The 17016-nt window shown below is 66.4% G+C and carries 20 protein-coding genes; 2 read left to right on the top strand and 18 right to left on the bottom strand.

Features of this window, described 5'->3' with window-relative positions:
• Window positions 1-98 precede the first annotated feature (98 nt).
• From J7E89_RS04500 to J7E89_RS04490, 3 genes are all read right to left on the bottom strand, one after another.
• Complete coding sequence (locus J7E89_RS04500; protein ID WP_214968617.1) at window positions 99-617, bottom strand: hypothetical protein; 519 nt, start codon at window positions 615-617, stop codon at window positions 99-101.
• A 75-nt stretch (window positions 618-692) separates the two neighbouring features.
• Window positions 693-1160 (bottom strand): HNH endonuclease signature motif containing protein, encoded by a 468-nt coding sequence (locus tag J7E89_RS42295; protein WP_374196785.1) that lies wholly within the window; start codon window positions 1158-1160, stop codon window positions 693-695.
• Window positions 1161-1841: 681 nt separating this feature from the next.
• Window positions 1842-2429 carry a hypothetical protein gene (locus J7E89_RS04490; protein ID WP_214968612.1) on the bottom strand — a complete coding sequence of 196 codons (588 nt, stop codon included), beginning with the start codon at window positions 2427-2429 and terminating at the stop codon, window positions 1842-1844.
• A gap of 249 nt (window positions 2430-2678) precedes the next feature.
• Between J7E89_RS04490 and J7E89_RS04485 the strand changes: the two genes are divergently transcribed.
• Window positions 2679-3782, top strand: coding sequence for a hypothetical protein (locus tag J7E89_RS04485; RefSeq protein WP_214968610.1), 1104 nt, complete (start codon window positions 2679-2681; stop codon window positions 3780-3782).
• A gap of 99 nt (window positions 3783-3881) precedes the next feature.
• On the opposite strand, the gene J7E89_RS04480 is transcribed toward J7E89_RS04485, so the two are convergent.
• The 15 genes from J7E89_RS04480 to J7E89_RS04410 all read right to left on the bottom strand — a co-directional run bounded on the left by J7E89_RS04480 (window position 3882) and on the right by J7E89_RS04410 (window position 15988).
• On the bottom strand, window positions 3882-4310 hold the full coding sequence (locus J7E89_RS04480; RefSeq protein WP_214968607.1) for a hypothetical protein: 429 nt from the start codon (window positions 4308-4310) through the stop codon (window positions 3882-3884).
• Complete coding sequence (locus J7E89_RS04475) at window positions 4310-4534, bottom strand: hypothetical protein (protein ID WP_214968605.1); 225 nt, start codon at window positions 4532-4534, stop codon at window positions 4310-4312. The genes J7E89_RS04480 and J7E89_RS04475 overlap by 1 nt, the downstream gene beginning before the upstream one ends.
• An 83-nt stretch (window positions 4535-4617) precedes the next feature.
• A complete protein-coding gene (locus J7E89_RS04470; protein ID WP_214968603.1) occupies window positions 4618-5148 on the bottom strand; it encodes a hypothetical protein in 531 nt (176 codons plus the stop codon).
• A 1-nt stretch (window position 5149) separates the two neighbouring features.
• Window positions 5150-5482 carry a hypothetical protein gene (locus J7E89_RS04465; protein WP_214968601.1) on the bottom strand — a complete coding sequence of 111 codons (333 nt, stop codon included), beginning with the start codon at window positions 5480-5482 and terminating at the stop codon, window positions 5150-5152.
• A 16-nt stretch (window positions 5483-5498) separates the two neighbouring features.
• Window positions 5499-6365, bottom strand: a complete 867-nt coding sequence (locus J7E89_RS04460; RefSeq protein ID WP_214968599.1) for a DUF4054 domain-containing protein — start codon at window positions 6363-6365, stop codon at window positions 5499-5501.
• Between the two features lie 11 nt (window positions 6366-6376).
• Entirely contained in the window at window positions 6377-6841 is a 465-nt protein-coding gene (locus J7E89_RS04455; RefSeq protein ID WP_214968597.1) for a hypothetical protein, read from the bottom strand.
• 166 nt (window positions 6842-7007) lie between these two features.
• Window positions 7008-7484, bottom strand: coding sequence for an IPT/TIG domain-containing protein (locus J7E89_RS04450; protein ID WP_214968595.1), 477 nt, complete (start codon window positions 7482-7484; stop codon window positions 7008-7010).
• A gap of 73 nt (window positions 7485-7557) precedes the next feature.
• Window positions 7558-8727 (bottom strand): pentapeptide repeat-containing protein, encoded by a 1170-nt coding sequence (locus J7E89_RS04445; RefSeq protein ID WP_214968593.1) that lies wholly within the window; start codon window positions 8725-8727, stop codon window positions 7558-7560.
• A gap of 162 nt (window positions 8728-8889) precedes the next feature.
• Window positions 8890-10137: a hypothetical protein gene (locus J7E89_RS04440; protein ID WP_214968591.1), complete on the bottom strand. Its 1248-nt coding sequence runs from the start codon at window positions 10135-10137 to the stop codon at window positions 8890-8892.
• Window positions 10134-10409 (bottom strand): hypothetical protein, encoded by a 276-nt coding sequence (locus tag J7E89_RS04435; protein ID WP_214968589.1) that lies wholly within the window; start codon window positions 10407-10409, stop codon window positions 10134-10136. The genes J7E89_RS04440 and J7E89_RS04435 overlap by 4 nt, the downstream gene beginning before the upstream one ends.
• Window positions 10410-10482: 73 nt before the next feature.
• Window positions 10483-10932: a hypothetical protein gene (locus J7E89_RS04430; RefSeq protein WP_214968586.1), complete on the bottom strand. Its 450-nt coding sequence runs from the start codon at window positions 10930-10932 to the stop codon at window positions 10483-10485.
• Window positions 10933-11605: 673 nt separating this feature from the next.
• Window positions 11606-12907 (bottom strand): phage major capsid protein, encoded by a 1302-nt coding sequence (locus J7E89_RS04425; RefSeq protein ID WP_214968584.1) that lies wholly within the window; start codon window positions 12905-12907, stop codon window positions 11606-11608.
• A 241-nt stretch (window positions 12908-13148) separates the two neighbouring features.
• Entirely contained in the window at window positions 13149-15083 is a 1935-nt protein-coding gene (locus tag J7E89_RS04420) for a 2'-5' RNA ligase family protein (protein ID WP_214968582.1), read from the bottom strand.
• A 59-nt stretch (window positions 15084-15142) separates the two neighbouring features.
• Window positions 15143-15355: a hypothetical protein gene (locus tag J7E89_RS04415; protein WP_214968580.1), complete on the bottom strand. Its 213-nt coding sequence runs from the start codon at window positions 15353-15355 to the stop codon at window positions 15143-15145.
• Between the two features lie 12 nt (window positions 15356-15367).
• Window positions 15368-15988, bottom strand: a complete 621-nt coding sequence (locus tag J7E89_RS04410) for a hypothetical protein (RefSeq protein ID WP_214968578.1) — start codon at window positions 15986-15988, stop codon at window positions 15368-15370.
• 142 nt (window positions 15989-16130) lie between these two features.
• On the opposite strand from J7E89_RS04410, the gene J7E89_RS04405 reads away from it, so the two are divergent.
• Window positions 16131-16856, top strand: coding sequence for a hypothetical protein (locus J7E89_RS04405; protein WP_214968576.1), 726 nt, complete (start codon window positions 16131-16133; stop codon window positions 16854-16856).
• The last annotated feature ends 160 nt before the right edge of the window (window positions 16857-17016 follow it).

Genomic DNA, 17016 nt, shown 5'->3' with positions numbered 1-17016 from the left:
CTGGGCCAGGAGTTCCGTCTCTTTGGTCCACCCGTTGATCTGGGCGGACTGGATGCGGGACTCCTCGGGGAGGCCGTCGATCAGGACGATCAGACGCCTCAGTCCGAGGAAGCCGGGCTCTCCTGGCTGTCGCCAGATTCCTCGGGCGTCGAGCCCGTGGAATCGGCTGAGGTCGGACTCGACGTCTCCCCACCGCTCTCGGAGGAGCCGCCCAGTCCGAAGAGTTTTCCCAGGTCAACGCCATAGACCTTGATCAGGCCCAAGGTGAGACGGACGTACGCGGGAAGGGAGGGGCCCAGGTCCTCGAACCGCTGGTACTCCTCCTTGCCGAGGAGAATGCGGTGCACCTCGTAGATCGCATCGACGAACTGGCGCGGCAGGTGAGGCCGTTTGAAAACCAGGTCGATGACGACGGACGCGGTCGGGTTCTCGCTCGCCTCGATGACATCGCGGAGCAGGCCGACAAGGTCCAGCGTGTCGGAGAGCAACGGGTCGAGCGCCTTAGCGGGCAGCTCGGCCGGGTAAAGGAACTGCTCCTCGCGGTACTTCACCGGGATGCCGTGGGGGTACTGGACTTCCCGGCGTTCGGCGGCGTCGAGGTCGATGACGAAGGACATGAAGGGCGGGCCTCTCGTGTGTGCAGGCTGAGTCGCGGGATGCGGCAGCGCCGGAGACTCGCAGGCCACCCGCCCTTACGTCGCGCGCAGCTTCCGTTCGTAGCGGGCTGATCGGGCCCGACTGCACGTCAGGCACCGGCGACCCTTGCCGTCGGGTCCCGTCGAAATGTTGTCCTTCGTCAGCGGATGACCGTTGCGGCACACCTCCCGGACCTGCTTCTGGGGAGTGGGCCTCTTGGCGCGTGCCCGCTCAGCTGCGCACGTGCGGCAGTGCCGAGAGCCGCGGTTGTCGGTGTATGTGTTCTCTGACGTGAACTTGTGCCCGTCCTTGCAGAATTCCGGCCGACGCCGCGCGGCGCGGGCGGTACTCGTCTTCACGGCTGGTTCGACGGCTGCCAGATGGTCTGGGTTGATGCAGCCCCGGTGAGGGCACAGATGGCCGCCCTCGCACGTCTCGGGGTGGTGACAGATGTGGTCGATGACCATGCCATCCGGGATGGGGCCGTGTGCCACCTCGTAGACCAGACGGTGTCCTGTGACCATGCGGTCCCCCCACTTGACGCTCACATATCGGGTGGGGTGCTGACCAGGCCAGTAGTAGCAGTCTGGTCCGATGTGCCTGTCCAGGGCCCATTCGACGAGCTGTCGCTGGTCCATGCCGCGGGGCCGGTAGCCCCTGCCCGCCCGGATGCCGTCAGCGGCTCGGGCGGCCCTAGCCGACGCTCGCCGTTCACGGGCTGCGGCTGCAGAGCAGGCCCGGCATGACCGTCCCCCGGCCGGGTTCTCGTAGGTGTTGTCCGGGGTCATCTTGTGCCCTGCTCGGCAATAGTCACGCCGCTTACCGGATTGCGCCCTCCGGGAGTTGACTGAGTTCTCCACGGCGCGCAAGTGCCTGGGGTTGCAACACCGCCGGTGAAGGCAGCCAGCGCCAGGCGCGGGGCAGCCCAAGTCGTGACACTGGTGGTCGATCGTCAAAGACGTATCACCATAGGTGAGTTCGTACACCGCCCGATGCGCCTTGACCATGACACGGTCTCGAGTGCCGGAACCGGCATAGCAGACGGCGTAGCCATTGACGAAACTTCCTCCAATCCACGGCCAACACGCGTCCGGCCCGCCGGAACGGTCGACGTACCGTTCCAGACGGGCCTTCAGGGACTCCAGAGCATCAGAGGAGAGTCGCTCGAGTATCGGCTTGGAGGGTTTGCTCATCCTTGCATGGTACTAACTGCTTGACGGCGCAAAGCTGGGGTCAGAAGTAATAACATACCAAGCGTCGGAGTCGTCACCGCCCTGCACTGCGAGCCTGAGTGGCAACACGGCTTCCTTCGTCTTGGCCAGCTCCGTGTTCACGCCTTCCATCTGCATGGCACGCGGGACCATGTAGCGGTAGCTCTTGCCGCCGTCTATGACTTCGATGCACGCGGCGATCTCGGTGCGCGAGCCGATCCGCGGCGGGGTGAACTTGAAGTGCTTCTTGGTGTCCTGTGCCGTGACTTCGACGATGTCGCCGCCGCCATACACGGCCCGGAAGTTCTCCCCGGACCACTGCTGGAGGTCGACCTCGATCGTCGACGCGTCCTGCGTCTGGAACGTCCGGGTCGGGAAGGACGACTGCGCGGAGCGCACCTGCTCGAAGTTGGGTTCGTTGTTGAACTTCAAGCTGTCTTCGGTGGTCAGGCCGACGGCGCGCCAGCCGGTGGGCATGACGACGGTCGCGTCGGCCGGCGCGGTGGTGCCGACCTCGGCGAGCCACACGCGGGTGAGCGCGGGGATGACGATCTGGTTGTTGTTGGCGGTCTCGCCTGCCATGGCGGGGTCTCCCTGGGGGTCCGGTGATCGGGCCTTGGAACCTTGGGGAGAGCAGAGGGCTAACGTCGCGCGCTGGCCGAGGCGCTAAGCCGCTTCTCAACGAAGTGCACACGGTGTGCTCCGACCTTCCCGCAGCGTGGGACTGCTGGAGAGGTTCCAGAGGTGGCGGAGTGCCTGATTAGCGGCTGGCAGGCGGTGCGTAGGCTGGCAAGGGCCACGCGTGAACGACCTCACTGCCAAGGACCGCAAATGACCGACACTCCACCTCGCGCAAATGCAAGTACCGAGCCGCGAGAACACGTCGACAATGGGGCAGAGGTGCCCGTGCGGCGGGCTGAACTCCCGCACGGCGACGTGGAGTTTCCCCCTGTTGCCAACGGGCTTGACTACCTGGTCAGCGTCGTGGAGATGTTGGAGTCTGGCGAGAGACAGGGCAGTCCACGAAACCTTAAGTACGCCCTACTGCACCTTGCTGCGGGGGCTGAGGTGCTGCTCAAGGCCCGGCTCCAAGTTGAGCATTGGAGTCTGGTCTTCTCCAACCCCGGCAAGGCGACCAAGTCTGCGTTGGAGGAGGGCACCCTGAGTAGTTGTACGCCCAAGGAGGCTCGTGAGCGGCTGACGGAGATCGTCGGCCTGTCCATTGCCAGGCGCGACGAGGAAGCTTTGGATCAACTCGCAAAGAGTCGCAACGCACTTCAGCACTATGGGCTGGTCGGAGCGGCGGCAAATGCCAGATCGGTCGAGTCCCTAACCGCCCGGGTATTGCACTTTCTCATGGTCTTCCTGGAAACCAGTCTTCTACCCCAACTGGGCGACAAGGAAGTGAGGCAGGCCAGCCCAGAGTTGGAGCGAATACGCTCAGGTCTGCATCAAATAGAAAGTTATGTCACAGAACGGATGCGTTCACTAGCCCCGGTGCTCGGCCCCGCCCGTAACCGGACCGTGCGTTGCCCCAACTGCCAACAGTGGGCCCTCGTACCCGCGATCAACGACCACCCACTCTCCTCCGCCATGGACGAGCTCTACACCGTCTGCTGCGAGTTCTGCAGCACGCTGAGCGCCCCCCGCGAAGCAGCACTGCGCTACGCCGACTCGCTACTCGAACATCCGATGCCCAAGGCGCTCTACGAGGCTGGCGCGACCCGATGCTCGGTGTGCGAGCAGGAGTGCCTGGTGCGAGGTGCTTCCACTGCCGCGGCCCCGGACACCCTTGTTGAGTTCTGTTTCTGCTGCGGGGTGGTACTGGCCGTACTTACGAAGTGCCCCCGTTGCTGGAGCATGTACGAGCCTAAGGACGAGGAACATCACCGCTGCATGTTTGACGACCTGTGGTTCGACACGGTCAAGAAGTGAAGGGCAGAGCCTAGGAACCGTGCGCGCTGGGCTAACGACTCCACATCGAGCGTCAGTAGCTCCCCACCTCGTCCGGCCTGGTCGCAGTTCGCGGCCACTTCACGGGTGCAGGGAGACCAGTAGGCCCAGGAGCCAACGAGGCTGTCCGTCGACGAGCGGGGACCAGAGGAGCGTGCCGGAGGGGCGGACGCCGCTGATGACGGGCTGGCCCGGCGTGTGGGTGGCGTCGGGCAGCTCGGAGGCCGCGGCTGCGCACAGGAGGATGATGCGCCGCAGCTCGGCTTGTCCCGGCCAGCCGCCGGGGTCGCCGTACATCTCCAGTGTCACCTCGGGCTCGGTTGCCCACGTGAGGGTGCGCAGGTCTCCGCCGGGCCCGTGGCTGATGCGCAGGTGAGGCCACGGGGCCTCGGAGATCCCGGAGACGCGGCCGGGGCCGCCCAGGGCCTCGGCCACGCGGGGGTGTTTCTGGAGCCAAGTAAGCAACGCCGTCACCGGGTCGGCATCGGCGAGCGCGGCGATGGCGGTCATCAGGTACGGGCGACGTAGCCCGAGAGGCGCAGGCGGCGGGCGTAGTCGGCCGGCACGCGGACCTTCGCGCCGGGCAGGTAGCTGCGGCCTTCGATGTTGAGGTGGTTGGCCAGCGTGATGGTCTCCATCGGCGCGATCGGCGGGGCGGTGACGCGTGCGGACGGGACATCGTCGGCCGGGGCCTCCGGCGCGGCGCTCTGGGTGGTGAGGTTCTTGGCAGTCATGGCGTGCACTGTGGGAGACCGCGGTGCCTTATGTCGCGCTCTGATGTGGTGGGGCGGCTGTGGCTTCCTGCGAGGTGCTGCCGTCAGCGTCGGGCGGCCACGGCTGCGGCAGCACGGGCCATGAAGTGCGCGCCGACGGCGATGAGGTTGCCGGGGTAGACGGTCCCGACTTCGGCCTCGACAACCATCGGGCCGCGGGCGGTGACGGTTACCGTGACCCTTTTGCCGGTGATGATCGGCTGGCTGGAGCTGATGTTCCGTGCGATGCCCTCGGGGTCGACGGCGGTGGCGCAACGGCAGTTCTTCAGGTTGGCGACCGCCCGGGACGTCTGGTCGCGGGGCTGGAGCATGTACGTGTTCGGGCCGACGCCGCGGTGCTTGCGGTCCCAGTCCATGCTGTTGATCGTGAACCGCAGGTTCCCTGGCACGACTTGGCCCTGTGCCTGGACGTGGGTGGGGCGCACCTTGTCGTCGGGCACGGTGACCCACCGCTTTGTGGGTGGGGCGAGACGTTTCGCCTCGACCTCGACCTGGTGGGCGATGCGCTGGACATGCGGGGCGACCATTCTCGCGAGCAGCGTCTCCAAGGCAGGGTTCGGGGTGAACTTGGCCATGTCAGGGCACCTCCGGCGGGTTCTGCGTGGCGGTGGCCTGGATGTAGTCGACGGCCGGGTAGCCGGGCACCCGGTGGAGGCGGGCGGTGGTGACGGTCCATGTCATCCCGGCCTCGTCGCCGACGACATCGCCGGGCTCTACGGGCCAGGCGGCCGGGTCCAGGCGCAGGGACCAGGTGGTGTCCGGCTGCTCCAGGGCGGAGCCGGGCCAGGTGCCGCGCGGCGCCGGTCGATGATTTGGGTCGGGCGGCACGGGGACGCCGTTCGCGTCTCGGGCCCAGGGGTGCGCGAGCGCGTACAGCGTCAGCGCCCGGTTCGCCAGAACGACGGCCATCGTCCTCCCCTTCCGATCATCGCCGGGCGCGGCTCGACGCGTACGGCCAAGGGGCGCGCGGCGGCCGGGACAAGGGCTGGAACACCAGACGGCGCAGCCGGTAGAGGCTGTCGATGGTGGGGAGAGCGCCTGCCTGCCCTGTGGCGGGCGCGGGATCGTACGAGATGGACTGGCCTTCGGCGCTCACGGATGAAACGCGGCGACCCGCTCCTGCTGCTGTCGTGGCTTGGTCGGTGCGCTGTCGGACGGTCTCGGCGGCGTGCGCTACGACATAGCGCACCACCGACTCCTCCTTGGCGCCGTCGAGACCCACGAGGAGGTCCACGTCGTACGTGCCGTCGCCATTGGCCCGGTAGGAGATCACCTCAGCGATGTCGTCGACGTCGAGGTGCCAGGTATCTGCGTCCTCAAGTGCATCCGCCCAGTACGGGGTGAGCCCGCGCAGCGTGGCGACCGAGGGCACCAGGGTCCGGCCGAGGTAGGCGGCGACATCGGCCTGCGCGTTGCGGATCTCCGTCTCGTAGGTGCTCCGTTGGCCAGAGGTGAGCGGGAGCGGAGTACCGAGGGCGTCGGCGACGGCCTCGGGTGACGTGACCAGGCCCTGTCCGGTGGGGAGGTCCAAGCGCACCGATGTGTCCATGATGGTCTGCCCGGATGTGTTCGGGGTGAAGGTGACCGCACCCCAGTAGCGGCCCGGCGCGACGTGGGGGATGTCGAAGCGGTACACCCCGGCGCGCAGGCGGACGGCAGGTGCGGCCGATGCGACAACCGACCCGTCGCGTTCCGGTGTGGCGTACAGGTCGAGGCGTGACACCTCGCCGCCGGCCGGGGCCGGGTCGTAGTGCGCTCCGGCCCACATGGGTTTGTGGTCGTAGACCGACACCTGGCGTCTCCCTACTGGTTGGGGTTGGTGCGCGCGGCCTGCGCGTCGAGGCGTTCGCGGATACGGGCGGCGATGTTCTCGGAGACGACGGCGCCCTTCGGCTGGAGGAGCCGAGTCACGGGACTGTGGTGGGGTCCGAGGAACGTGCGCTCGATCAGGCGGACGGTGCACTGGAGCGTCGAGCCGAACGGGGTGAGGGGTACGAACACCTCGTCGAGGTTGGCGGGCGGCTGCCCGGTGGCGTCGTCGAGAATGACGTCGGCCAGGTTCTCCTCGTCGGGGATGACCTCGGTCGGTGTGACGTATAGGGGTGCGGCCGGGGGCTCGGGAGCATCGTCGACGTGCGGCGGTTCCAGCGGGGCTGCTTCCGGCGCGGTGGGGCCCGAGTCGGTGGGCTCGATGTCCGGTGCAGCCGCCGTATCGTCCTCGGCGGTCGTCTTCGCGGTGGTCTTGCGGGTGCGGGCGGTGGTGGCCATGGATGGCTCCTCATGCGAGTGTCGGTCCGATCGCGCGCACCCTGCACAGGTGGCCCGGTTTGTGTCGTGCGGTGCGGGACGATCGCGGCTTGCGGGAATGGGAGCCCCGGGGCGGTGGCCCCCGGCTCCGCTGGGGCCCCACAGCTGGGGCCCCAGACGGCTCGGGTCAGCCGCCAGCCGGGGCCTCGTAGGTGAAGCCGCTGGTCTTGGAGATGAGGCCGCTGTCATCTGCGAGTTCGACGGTTACGGCTCCCGCTTCGCCGGACGGCGTCTTTACGGTCAGCTCGTTAGCTGAGTGGATGCGCAGTTCGGTTCCGGCGGTGGCGCCGAAGCTGACGGCGGAGACGCCGTCGAGGTGTTCGCCCTTGATCGTGATGGTGGTGCCGCCTGCGGCTGAGCCCTTGGTCGGGCTGATCGCGTTGACGGTGGCTGCGGTGAAGGCGCGATCGATGTTGGATCGCGGGACGACGGTTCCGGCCTGGTAGAGCAGGAAGCGCTTGGAGCCTTCGGGCTGTCCGTCTCCACGCCCGTACGGCTCGGAGACGTAGATGTCTTCGGTGACGCGGACGGGGGGATCGTCGAGTGCGGCCGCGGGAAATGCTGCCTTCGTGATGCGGGTGCCATCCTGGCGATACAGGCCCATGGTGTCCTTCCTCCGATTGCGATGGTCGGCGAAGGATGCGTGCCGGAGCGGGCTAGGGTCGCGCCCTGACGGCTCAATCTTCTACGTGACCGAGGGTGTGACGGGGAATGGAGTTGATCTCTGAGCGAAGATTCACCACACGCGCAACAGGAGCAGGCAGTTCGATACTTGAGGCAACAGTGGCTGGGGCCAGTTGCGCTGGGGTCAAGCCGGGGGCGTTCCGAAACACGGTGTCTCCGTAGAGCATCGCGCCCTCAAGCCGAGCCCCGTGGAGGCTCACGTCGGAAAACAGTGTGTCTTCAATGTCCGCTTCACGTAGGTCCACTTCTTTCATCGTTGCCTCGTCGATGGAAGTGCCTTCCAGCTGGGCATGACAGAAACTGGCTTTCTCTAGCGACACGTTGTGAAACTTTGTGCCCGAGAGCGAGGCGCCATCAAATGTCACCTTGGACAGGTCGCAATCAGTCAGAATTGCCTTGTCGAGGACAGCGCCACTGAGCCGAACCGATTCGAAGTTGCAGCCGATGAAAGTCGCATTATCTAGGTCCGCATCTGAGAGGTCGAAATTCTGCAACCGGCCGCCCTCGACGTGTACGTCCCGCAGAGTCACGTCGTGCAGATCAACGCGGTGGGCCTCGTCGCGGGCCGGACGGCGACAGAGCACCTGGAAGGCCACTATCCCGTCTCGCTCCGGTGAATTCGAGTAAGTGAGCGTTGCCTGTTCGCCGTTGACTTCGACTATTTCGGTCTCATCTTGACGCTCGCAGCGGTTGCGTACAAACGATGCAAGAACTTCGACCACCGTCCAATGATCTTTCTCTGAATCCTTCATGATTCTTTCGAGGGCGTAGATCCCGCCGAGCCGTTCTGTCTCGTTGTCGGAGCCGAGCAGCTTGATTGCCGTCATATACCGCTCCGTGACCTGGCCTTCACGTACGAGTTCGACCTGCTCTCGATCCTTGTCGCGCGTGTGCTGAAGATTCAGATGTGTATACATCAGGCCAAGGCCCGCCACCACGGCGGTACCGAGGGCGACAAGCATCGTGCGGAGCCCGGTAATCACGACACCATCGGCCGGCTGCAAGTCGCTGTCCCGGATGTGGGAACCGTCGAGCCACCAAGGGCCTCTCCAGAGCAGCAGCCCGTAGCCGGTAACCCCGAGAAAAACGACCACAGCAATTGCCAGGCGCCGGACTCGAGTTCCGCCCCGCAGCTTCCAGCTTCGCCTCAACCGAGTATTCACCCGTCCACTGTGCATCGGACGAGGTTCGCGAACCGCCCTTCCGTGAACATCAGAGCAGAACTTGAGGTACTGCTGCGACAGCGGGGAACCTGCGGGGCTCAACAGAGCCATGAAAGTCAACTCGCGTGACAGCGGAGATCTGCTGCACCCGACTGATCTTGCTTAGAGCAACCGGAGGTGATCCCAACCGTTTGGGCCGATGCTGAAGACGAGCAGGCCCGCCGTCGAGACCTCACCGCTGCGGGCCGTGTACCAGTCCGAGCCGTTGTCGAGCGTGGGGGCCTGGATGTGCAGGCGTCCGTTGCCCAGCTGTTGGGTGCGGAAGTGGTGGTAGTGGCCGGTGATCAAGATCGCGGCATCTGCGATGGCCTGGCGGCCGAAGCTCTGTGCCCGCCACCAGTCCCCGGCCTTCTCCGGCTTGGGGTACTGATGGCCGTGCGCGAGTCCCACGGTGGTTCCGGCGATGTCCAGGCTCACGGCCTCGCGCCATTTCCCCGGCATGACGAAGCTGACGTGCCCGTACGCGTCCGTGTTACGGGCGTACGCGTCGGCGATCTGGGACATGACCTCAAGGCCCCAGTCGTCGTTGGGTGGGCCGACCGCTTCGCGGCCGCGCCGCACACGTCCGTGGTTCGAGCCGCAGGTTGCCGCGACGACGCGGCCGAAGCGTCCGGCGAGGCGGTCCAGGCCCTCGAAGGTGATCCGTCTGTGGACGCGGATCATCTCCGTCATGCTCAGGTCGTTGGTGTACGCCTGCTGGGCGGTGTTCTCGTAGTTCTCGACGCAGTCCCCGGCATCCATCCAGTACGCGGCGTCCGGTGCCTGCCCGATCGCCTTCAGGTCCCGTATGTGGTCGTCGAGTCGGTCGAAGCGTTCGGCGACACGGGAGACCAGCTCCGGAGTGCCGCCGTCCCGACCGACCTTGCCGGCCTGCGCGTCGGCGTAGACGACGATCAGGGCACGCTCTGCCGTTTCGGCGGTGGCACGTGGCTTTCGGCGGCGCCGCATCGCATCGCGGACCAGGGCGTCGACGTCGCCAGCGGAGAGCCAGGTCGGGGCAGCGGGTTCGACCACGTAGCGGCAGCGCCAGACCGGTCGGGTGACCGCGTCCTCGCCCTGAGCGTCGCGATGCCACGCGGCCGGATCATGGCGGGCCTCGACGAGCCGCACTCTCCAGCCGTCGGGGACGGCGAGCCCAAGTTCTTCGACACGGGCGCGCCAGTCAGCTTCGCTGTTCGGCGGTTGTTCGGCGGCTGGGGTGGTGACGACCATCGTGCCGCCCGGCTCGTAGCGCACCCCGGACTCCCACCCTCGGGGCGCCGGGGCAGGAGAGCGCAGGACTTCGCTCGGTTGCGACTGCGCGGCAAGGGTGGGCTGGAGCAGTGCTTCCAGGTCGTTCGTCAGGCTCATCGCGCGCACCGGCAACCGTGCGCGGCGCCGCGGCGGCGGTGACGTGCCACGGTGTAGGAGGTGACCTCCCGGCCGTGCTGGTTCAGCACTTCGGCGATAGCGGTGGAGGAGACCTCGGGGGTGCCGAGGATGCGTCGCAGTGCCGCGCCGGTTTCCCCATCGACCGACGCCAGCACGGTCCCGACGGTGCACGGCGGGCCCTTGCGGGTAGGCGGCGCGTCCAGCAATGCTTCCAACCCCGCGACCAAACCGGCGGACTGGCTCTCCGACATCGGGAACCTCACTCTCGTCAGCGACAACGGGGCGGACCGTACGGACCGCCCCGCTTTGCGTCGCTTGCTTGCCTCAGTCGGCTATCGCGCGTTCGTTGAACTCGGCGTACTGGGCCCGCTCGTCAGTAGTTCCGTACAGGGCCAGCAGGCCACGCGCGAAGTCGAGCTTGGGGCCAATCTCCTGGCCCTTGGGTTGGAAGTGCGACCACAGTTCAAGGTTCCCCGACCGGAGGCGTCCGCGTTCGTCCAGGACGAGAGGGCCGTCCGTCTGGTTGTTGTGGCGCTGACCGTCAAGGTGGTGGACGGTCTCGGTGGGCAGCAGGTGCCGCCCGAGCAACTGCTCGATGACCCAACGATGTTCCAGCACCCGGACCGGCTTCTCCTCGCCCTTGTCCACGTAGATCCAGACGTAGCCGCTCTTGTCGATGTATCGGGTGCCAGCAGGTGTGCGCCTGGCGAGCCCTACACATTTCGGTGAGCAGTAGCGCTTGCTGTGTGCGATCTCGTCTGGGGAGAGGGACATCAGGGTGCCGCATTGCTCGCAGGGAGCCTCGGGCCGGCTCACGAGTTCGCGTCCCGTAAGCCACATGCCCTTGCACGCGGTCGAACAGAACCGGCGCTCGCGGTCCCATCCGGCAGCTCGGTACACGGGGGTGCCACATTGCGCGCAGGGCTCCTCGGAGCCCTGTCGGTCCTTCGTCGGCACCGAGTGGAAGCACGTTCGTGAACAGAACGCCCGGTTACTGCTTCGGCTGACGGGACGCGGGGTCGGCTTGCCGCAAGCGAAGCAGGTGGCGTCCACGGTCTTCCCCGCCTTCTGACAGGCGCGCGAGCAGAACACCATGCGACCGGCAGCAGCGCGTAGGGCTCTCTTGCGATCTACCTTGAAGGTCTCTCCGCAGTGAGGGCATTGGAGTTGCGTGGCGGGGGTCTTGCCGATCGGCGCGCCCTCAGTGTGGCGTGCCGACAAGTCCTCGTCGTAGTGGCTCCTGCAGAACCCTTTGGCGTAATAGGCACGTCCGCAGTCGCGACGGCTACAAGAACGGCCGGTCACCGTGTGTTCTCCCCTCACCCCGCAGACGCCCCAAGGCGGCCGGGCGATCTACCTGCTGGTGCCAGCCTAAGCGAAGATCGCAACAAGAATCGAGTGGGCGCCGCATCGAAATTGCGGCGCCCACCCTTGGAGCGGCCTGCTGTTATGCGCTCGGCGCCGTCCACGACCCGATCACGAAACTCTCGGGCCGGGGCACCTCCAAGGCAACCCTTTCATCTGCTCGGAATGTGATGAGGCCCTTCTCGAAGTTGTCCGCGTTCTCCGAACTGACGGTGACGGAGACGGACTCCCTGTCGTGGAGCTGGGCGCCGAGGCCGAACGCGCCGATGAGGAAGTTGTCATCCGCCATCGCGGTCGTCTCTACAACGTCCAGGCGCCAGACGCGCTTGGTTGCGCCGACGGCTATCTGCAGGGCGACGCGGAACGCCCCGGTCTTGTCCTCTTCGACTTCGACGTGCTCCCACATCGTCGGCGAGAGGACTATGCCGGTCGGGTCGTACTCGGCGAGCAGGGCCTTGGTGATGCTGCGCCGGATCTGGACGCTGTACTGGTCGGAGTTCAGCCCCAGGTACTGCTGCACTCCAGGGGTGTTGAAGATGCCGGTCAGGCTTTGGCCGTCGCCGACGGAGTGCAGAAGGTCCCAGTCTTCCTGGTACTTCACACCTTCGATCATGCGGCTGTTGATGAAGGTCTTGAGCCTGGGCTCGTCGCTCAAGATGTTCTTGTGGGCGTCGAGGAGGTGGGCGATCTCGCTGACCGGGTACATCACCGGGACGAGCGAGAGCTTCGAGCGGGGCGCCCGGCCCCAGGTGTCGGTCTCTGCGCCCGTCGCCGGGCTGGTGCCGTCGGCGCCGTAACGTTCCTTTACCTGCTTGGCGTTGTTCGTCCAGCCGGTCTCGCGGGCGCCGTACAGCACGGCCTGCTTCGTCGAAGACTTCGGGAACAGGTCGCGGACGTGGAACTTGCGGTACTCGCGCTCCGCGATCCCGAGGTTCTGCACAGAGCCGAGAGTCTGGTGCGTGACCGTCCCAGCCGACAGGCTGAAGATGGACTTCCCTTCCATCTCAGCTCGGACATACGGGCGGTCGCGGAACCCGGCCTGGGCGGCGTGCTTGAAGGCGTCGGACTCGACGAAGAGGTCACCGAGGCTCTTGCCCTCCATGGGGCCCTGCTGCCTCTGTCCGTAGTGCTGGCCTGCGGCGGGCACCGAGTCGGGCTCGGCCAGGTACTGCTTGACCTGGCTCAGGCCCTCGGCGTCTGCGATGAGCTGCTTGAGTTCCATCGCGTCGGCGGACACCTTCTTGAAGGCGGCGGCCTGCTCGGTGCTGACGACGAATCCACCGTTGTCCTCGACCTTGAAGGTCTGGCTGATGCGCTCGGCTTCGGCGGACTTCTCGGCGAGCTGGGTCTTCAGGCTGTTGATAAGGCTCTTGTTCTCAGCCATTGCGGGGTGCTCTCTCCCTGATGCTGGGTGCGGTTGACGTGCGTCGCTCGCCCGGCCAGCACCGGGACGACCCGACAACGCGGAGCATTTGAGAGAGCGGGGGTGGTTAACGTCGCGTGCTGCCGTCCCTCACGTGATGGAGGAAGGCAGCACACGGGCTCTGACCTGCTGATTTGTTGAAGTGTTTGGAGCAGAAACCTCGGGGGCGGCGAAAGGCGGTGCGCGGGCTGAGTCGCGGTCGCTACCCCTGGATCGCAGCGAGCTGGGCCTTCACTTCGTCGGGGTCGAGGAGGACGGTGGCCTCGTCGTCTTCGTCATCGTCCGGCTGCTCGCCCATGTCGTCGGTCGGGGCGGGGCCGTGGGGTTCGTCGTATGGGTCGTCCCACAGGTCGATGCCGCTGCCGGCCATCGGGAACGGTGCAGACGCAGACTCTCGATCGTCCTCGTCGTCGGGGTGGACGTCGAGGCCCTTACGGGAAAGCGCGGCGACGAGTTCTTCCACGGTGGAGCGCAGAGGCTCAAGTTGCTCGGTACCGTCGGCGGCCTGAACGCGGGCGGTGACGTCTGCTAGGGCGCTCATGGCTGGGCGCACGACCAGGCTGTCCGTTGTCTCGTCGGCATCGGCAGGGCGCGCCGGCCCTTGGTCGGGAATGACCACGGTGGTCAGCTCGACAGCCTGGGGAGCGCCGAGGGATATCTCCCTGCCCTCGCCGTCGTACGGGACGGAGTAGGTGGCCGAGGCGCCGCCGTCCTGATGGACGGAGACGATGGCGCGGTCGGGATAGGTGGCCTCGATGCACACCCAGGTGCCTTCCTCGGTGGCGAGCAGCTGTCGGACTGCCGCGCCGACGCGGTCGCGGATCTCCTCGTAGGAGGCGGGCAAGGGCTGGATCGGCGGCACGAGGGCTCCAAGTGTGATGCGGGACTTGGCTTCGAAGACGGTGGTGCGGGCGCTCTTGTTCTCCGGCGTGCGGCCCCTACGGCTTCGGCTGCCTGCGGTCTTCGCTTCGAGCACGGTGGCGCGGGCGGTCTTCGCTTCACCCCGGGCCCGCATTCCAAGATCGTTCTTGACCAATTGGGCAAGCCCTTCGGAGGTCGCCGCTTCTTCGTCGGCATGGCCCGTGAGGCGGACGGGGGTGGCGTCCGGGCCGCGGACGACGTGAACGGTGTCGAAGGAGACAGGTATCGGAGGCACTGCCGGGATGTCGGCGGGCAGGTTGTAGCCCAGGGTGATGTGCGGGGTGAACCCGTGGTCGGTCCGTACCGCCCCAGCGAGGGGCGACACCGCAAGGACGTCGAGGATTCGCGTACGCAGCTCGGTCAGGCCGGGCACGTCGACCGGGACGAACGTCGGCTCGCCGTCTGTGCTGGCGGGGAAGCGCCCAATACCCCCGATCTGGCCGATGAGGGGTTCGACGCCATCGAGCGAGGCGGCGACCAGCTGGGCGAGGTCGTCAGGGTGGCCAGGAAGTTGGTCGGCGTCGCCCAGATAGGCGAGGGTGATGTGCAGGTCACGCGGGTCCGTGCCGTCGCTGTGGGCGATCTTCGCGGCGGTGCCGGCGGGGAGGTAGAGCGCGACCATGCTGCCGCGGCCCACCTGCTGCTCGGCGGCCTTGATGTCAATGTGGCCGCTGGACGCGGTGGTCTTGTGCTCCAGCTCGACGGAGCCGGGGTCGGCCTTGACCTCCAGCGAGCGGGTCATGGGGTGCGCCCCGTGCAACACCGGGGAGACCTCGTACAAGTCGAGCTTGTGGATCACACGCACGCCGTCGGGCCGCTTCGTCGCGCCGCTCGGAGGGACGCGGTAGCCGATGGAGAACTGGGCCTCACCGTGGTCGTGCCACTGGCGCACCTGCTCGTACACGTCGCGGCCCTTGGACGTGCGCAAGTTGAACGCGATGGTCGCGACGAGTGCTCCGGCTTCGGACGGCCAGCTTGGAATGTCGGCGAATCGGGGGTCACCGGGCTGCCACTCGGCGACGTCCAGAACGACGCCGATGGGCTCCTTCCACTCGTGGTGCCAGACAGTCTTGACGGGTCTGGTCGCCAGCGTGTGAGCGAATGCTCCGGGGACGATGAGGTCCGCGACTTCATCGACGACGCCGGTGACGGCGAAGATCGCCCTGCAGATGCCCTTGCGGGGCGCAGGGGCGCGGGACGTGGGGGCGGTCGGCACGGCGAGGAACCTCCGGCGGGTGGACAGTTGGCCGCCGGGACCGTGCCGTGCCCGCCTGCCTACTGTCCTGCGCTGACCTCGGCCTGGGGGGTCTTCGCCTCCGACGCCGTGCGCGCCGCCATGTACCCCTTCGTCCAGTAACGGGCGCCGAACTGCTGCGTCTGGTCGGGGCTGTACTGGTCGTAGGGGCAGGCGTCGGAGGGGTCGCCCGCCGTGAAGGCGTCTCCGCCTTCCTTGAGCAGCGCCAGGTAGCTCTGGCGGTTCAGCTCCACCGTTGTCGCTCCTTAACTCTGCTGCTTCGGAGGGAACAGCGGGTCCTGCCCGCCGTGTTCGGCAGATGCACCGTCGCCAGCGTCGCCACTGGCATGGCTGTGGGTGCGGGTCATCTGAGCATCGTCGACGTCGATGGCCCACACGTCGGGATCGGTGTACCGCCACACCTGTCCGGTGGCATCCCGGACCCATCCGGTAAGTGTGCCGTCCGGAGCCTGATCGAGCCACGCCTCCTCTCCGTTGGCTCCCTGGTAGGCGGCGAAAGCGGCGGCAGGGTCGGTCTCGTCGCCCTCGTCGTACATGTCGCCGGACCACGGCCGCGCATCGTCCTCAGGGGCGGGAGGCGCTTCCTCAGAAGACTCGACCTCGGCCTCTTCGCCCTCCGGGGGTGCCCCTGTCGGGGCGCCCGGGGCTTCCTCAGCGGGTGCGGCGCCGGGATCGGCCTCGTCTTCTGGGGCCTCGTCTGCCGGGCTGCCCGCTGCTGGACCCGCGCCCGGGGCGGCCGGGCCGGGTGGGGTCTCAGTGTCTGCGCCGTCCGCGGCTGCGGTGTCGTGGTCCTGGTCTTCCTCGTCGTCCCCGAACGGCTTGCCGCCCTTGGGGAGTGCCTTGATGGCGAATCCGTATCTGGTCACCGGCGAAGGATGACCGCGCGACCGCGCTTGTGTCTCGGCCGCCCCAGTCCTGCCTACCCGCCACCGCCAGTCGCGTCTGTCCCTCGTCGGGGCTGTAGTTAAATTCGCCCCGCCAGCGTGCGCGCCAAACTACGATGATCGAGTGATCGATGATGGTGGGGCGTACAAACTCATCTTGCATAGAGCGGTGAAGCGGTTCGAACTCGACCTGCGGGAGTGGCCGTGGCCCCCGGCGCACGCCAGTGAAGACTGGGTTACGTACTGGCGAGTCCGGTTCGAGGACACGCTTTTCCGGGTTGGTCTCGGAGTGCGAAAGCTAATTGAGGCAGCAAAGCTTTCGGTTGAAGTGCAGGAACGTCCCATTAGCGTCACGTTCCTGCCTATACGGGACGAGTATTTCCCTGGTGCTATAGATCAACATCGCATTGAGAAATTCTACGATACGGAGGCCGCGCGCCCTGACCGGTTGCCTGTCCTGGTTCTCTGTCATGCGATCGTTCACTCCTACGTTCTCGTTCCCCGCTTCAACGGTTCGGCACATACAGGGCTGCTTCTACAAGACTTCTACCTGGCTTCGGATCGCGGGCGGAAGAAAGGCGTCTACCTGATCGAATGGCGCACTTTCGTTGATGAACTGGTGCGTCCCGTGACATCGGACGCCGTCAATGGGATTGTCATGCGTCGATTGCCTAACGGGGAAGAACTGAGAATCCCATCCGCTTCCCCGGATGCTTCCAGGGAAGCGCGAGACCGTTTGGTGGACCTTTACAGCAACCTGTCGCAGGGGAACGCCAAATCTTTTGATAAATTCATGAAGGAGTGGCGAGCGGCTTATGGCCTGCCGCCCGATTTGGAATCGAAGTCCTGAAACAGGCTCGTTCCGCCATCAGGGAGATTTCAAAGTCGTGGTGCTCTCATGAGTGTGCAGGTCACGGCGGTGTGATGATGCCGGTCGGGTGCGCGACCGAACGCATCGAAGCTCCGTTGTGGAGGTGACCTTCCCAAGTCGCCGTCCCACAACGGACCGT

This window comes from Streptomyces sp. ISL-100, from assembly GCF_018614615.1.
In the GTDB taxonomy this organism is placed as follows: Bacteria; Actinomycetota; Actinomycetes; order Streptomycetales; family Streptomycetaceae; genus Streptomyces.
Note: the sequence above shows the minus strand (reverse complement) of the source record. Positions and strands in the feature narration are given on the sequence as shown.

What these genes read in the sequence shown, in the direction of transcription:
- J7E89_RS04500 (WP_214968617.1), bottom strand. Translation starts at nt 617, where the DNA reads ATGTCCTTCGTCATCGACCTCGACGCCGCCGAACGCCGGGAAGTCCAG.
- J7E89_RS42295 (WP_374196785.1), bottom strand. Translation starts at nt 1,160, where the DNA reads ATGGTCACAGGACACCGTCTGGTCTACGAGGTGGCACACGGCCCCATC.
- J7E89_RS04490 (WP_214968612.1), bottom strand. Translation starts at nt 2,429, where the DNA reads ATGGCAGGCGAGACCGCCAACAACAACCAGATCGTCATCCCCGCGCTC.
- J7E89_RS04485 (WP_214968610.1), top strand. Translation starts at nt 2,679, where the DNA reads ATGACCGACACTCCACCTCGCGCAAATGCAAGTACCGAGCCGCGAGAA.
- J7E89_RS04480 (WP_214968607.1), bottom strand. Translation starts at nt 4,310, where the DNA reads ATGACCGCCATCGCCGCGCTCGCCGATGCCGACCCGGTGACGGCGTTG.
- J7E89_RS04475 (WP_214968605.1), bottom strand. Translation starts at nt 4,534, where the DNA reads ATGACTGCCAAGAACCTCACCACCCAGAGCGCCGCGCCGGAGGCCCCG.
- J7E89_RS04470 (WP_214968603.1), bottom strand. Translation starts at nt 5,148, where the DNA reads ATGGCCAAGTTCACCCCGAACCCTGCCTTGGAGACGCTGCTCGCGAGA.
- J7E89_RS04465 (WP_214968601.1), bottom strand. Translation starts at nt 5,482, where the DNA reads ATGGCCGTCGTTCTGGCGAACCGGGCGCTGACGCTGTACGCGCTCGCG.
- J7E89_RS04455 (WP_214968597.1), bottom strand. Translation starts at nt 6,841, where the DNA reads ATGGCCACCACCGCCCGCACCCGCAAGACCACCGCGAAGACGACCGCC.
- J7E89_RS04450 (WP_214968595.1), bottom strand. Translation starts at nt 7,484, where the DNA reads ATGGGCCTGTATCGCCAGGATGGCACCCGCATCACGAAGGCAGCATTT.
- J7E89_RS04440 (WP_214968591.1), bottom strand. Translation starts at nt 10,137, where the DNA reads ATGAGCCTGACGAACGACCTGGAAGCACTGCTCCAGCCCACCCTTGCC.
- J7E89_RS04435 (WP_214968589.1), bottom strand. Translation starts at nt 10,409, where the DNA reads ATGTCGGAGAGCCAGTCCGCCGGTTTGGTCGCGGGGTTGGAAGCATTG.
- J7E89_RS04430 (WP_214968586.1), bottom strand. Translation starts at nt 10,932, where the DNA reads ATGTCCCTCTCCCCAGACGAGATCGCACACAGCAAGCGCTACTGCTCA.
- J7E89_RS04425 (WP_214968584.1), bottom strand. Translation starts at nt 12,907, where the DNA reads ATGGCTGAGAACAAGAGCCTTATCAACAGCCTGAAGACCCAGCTCGCC.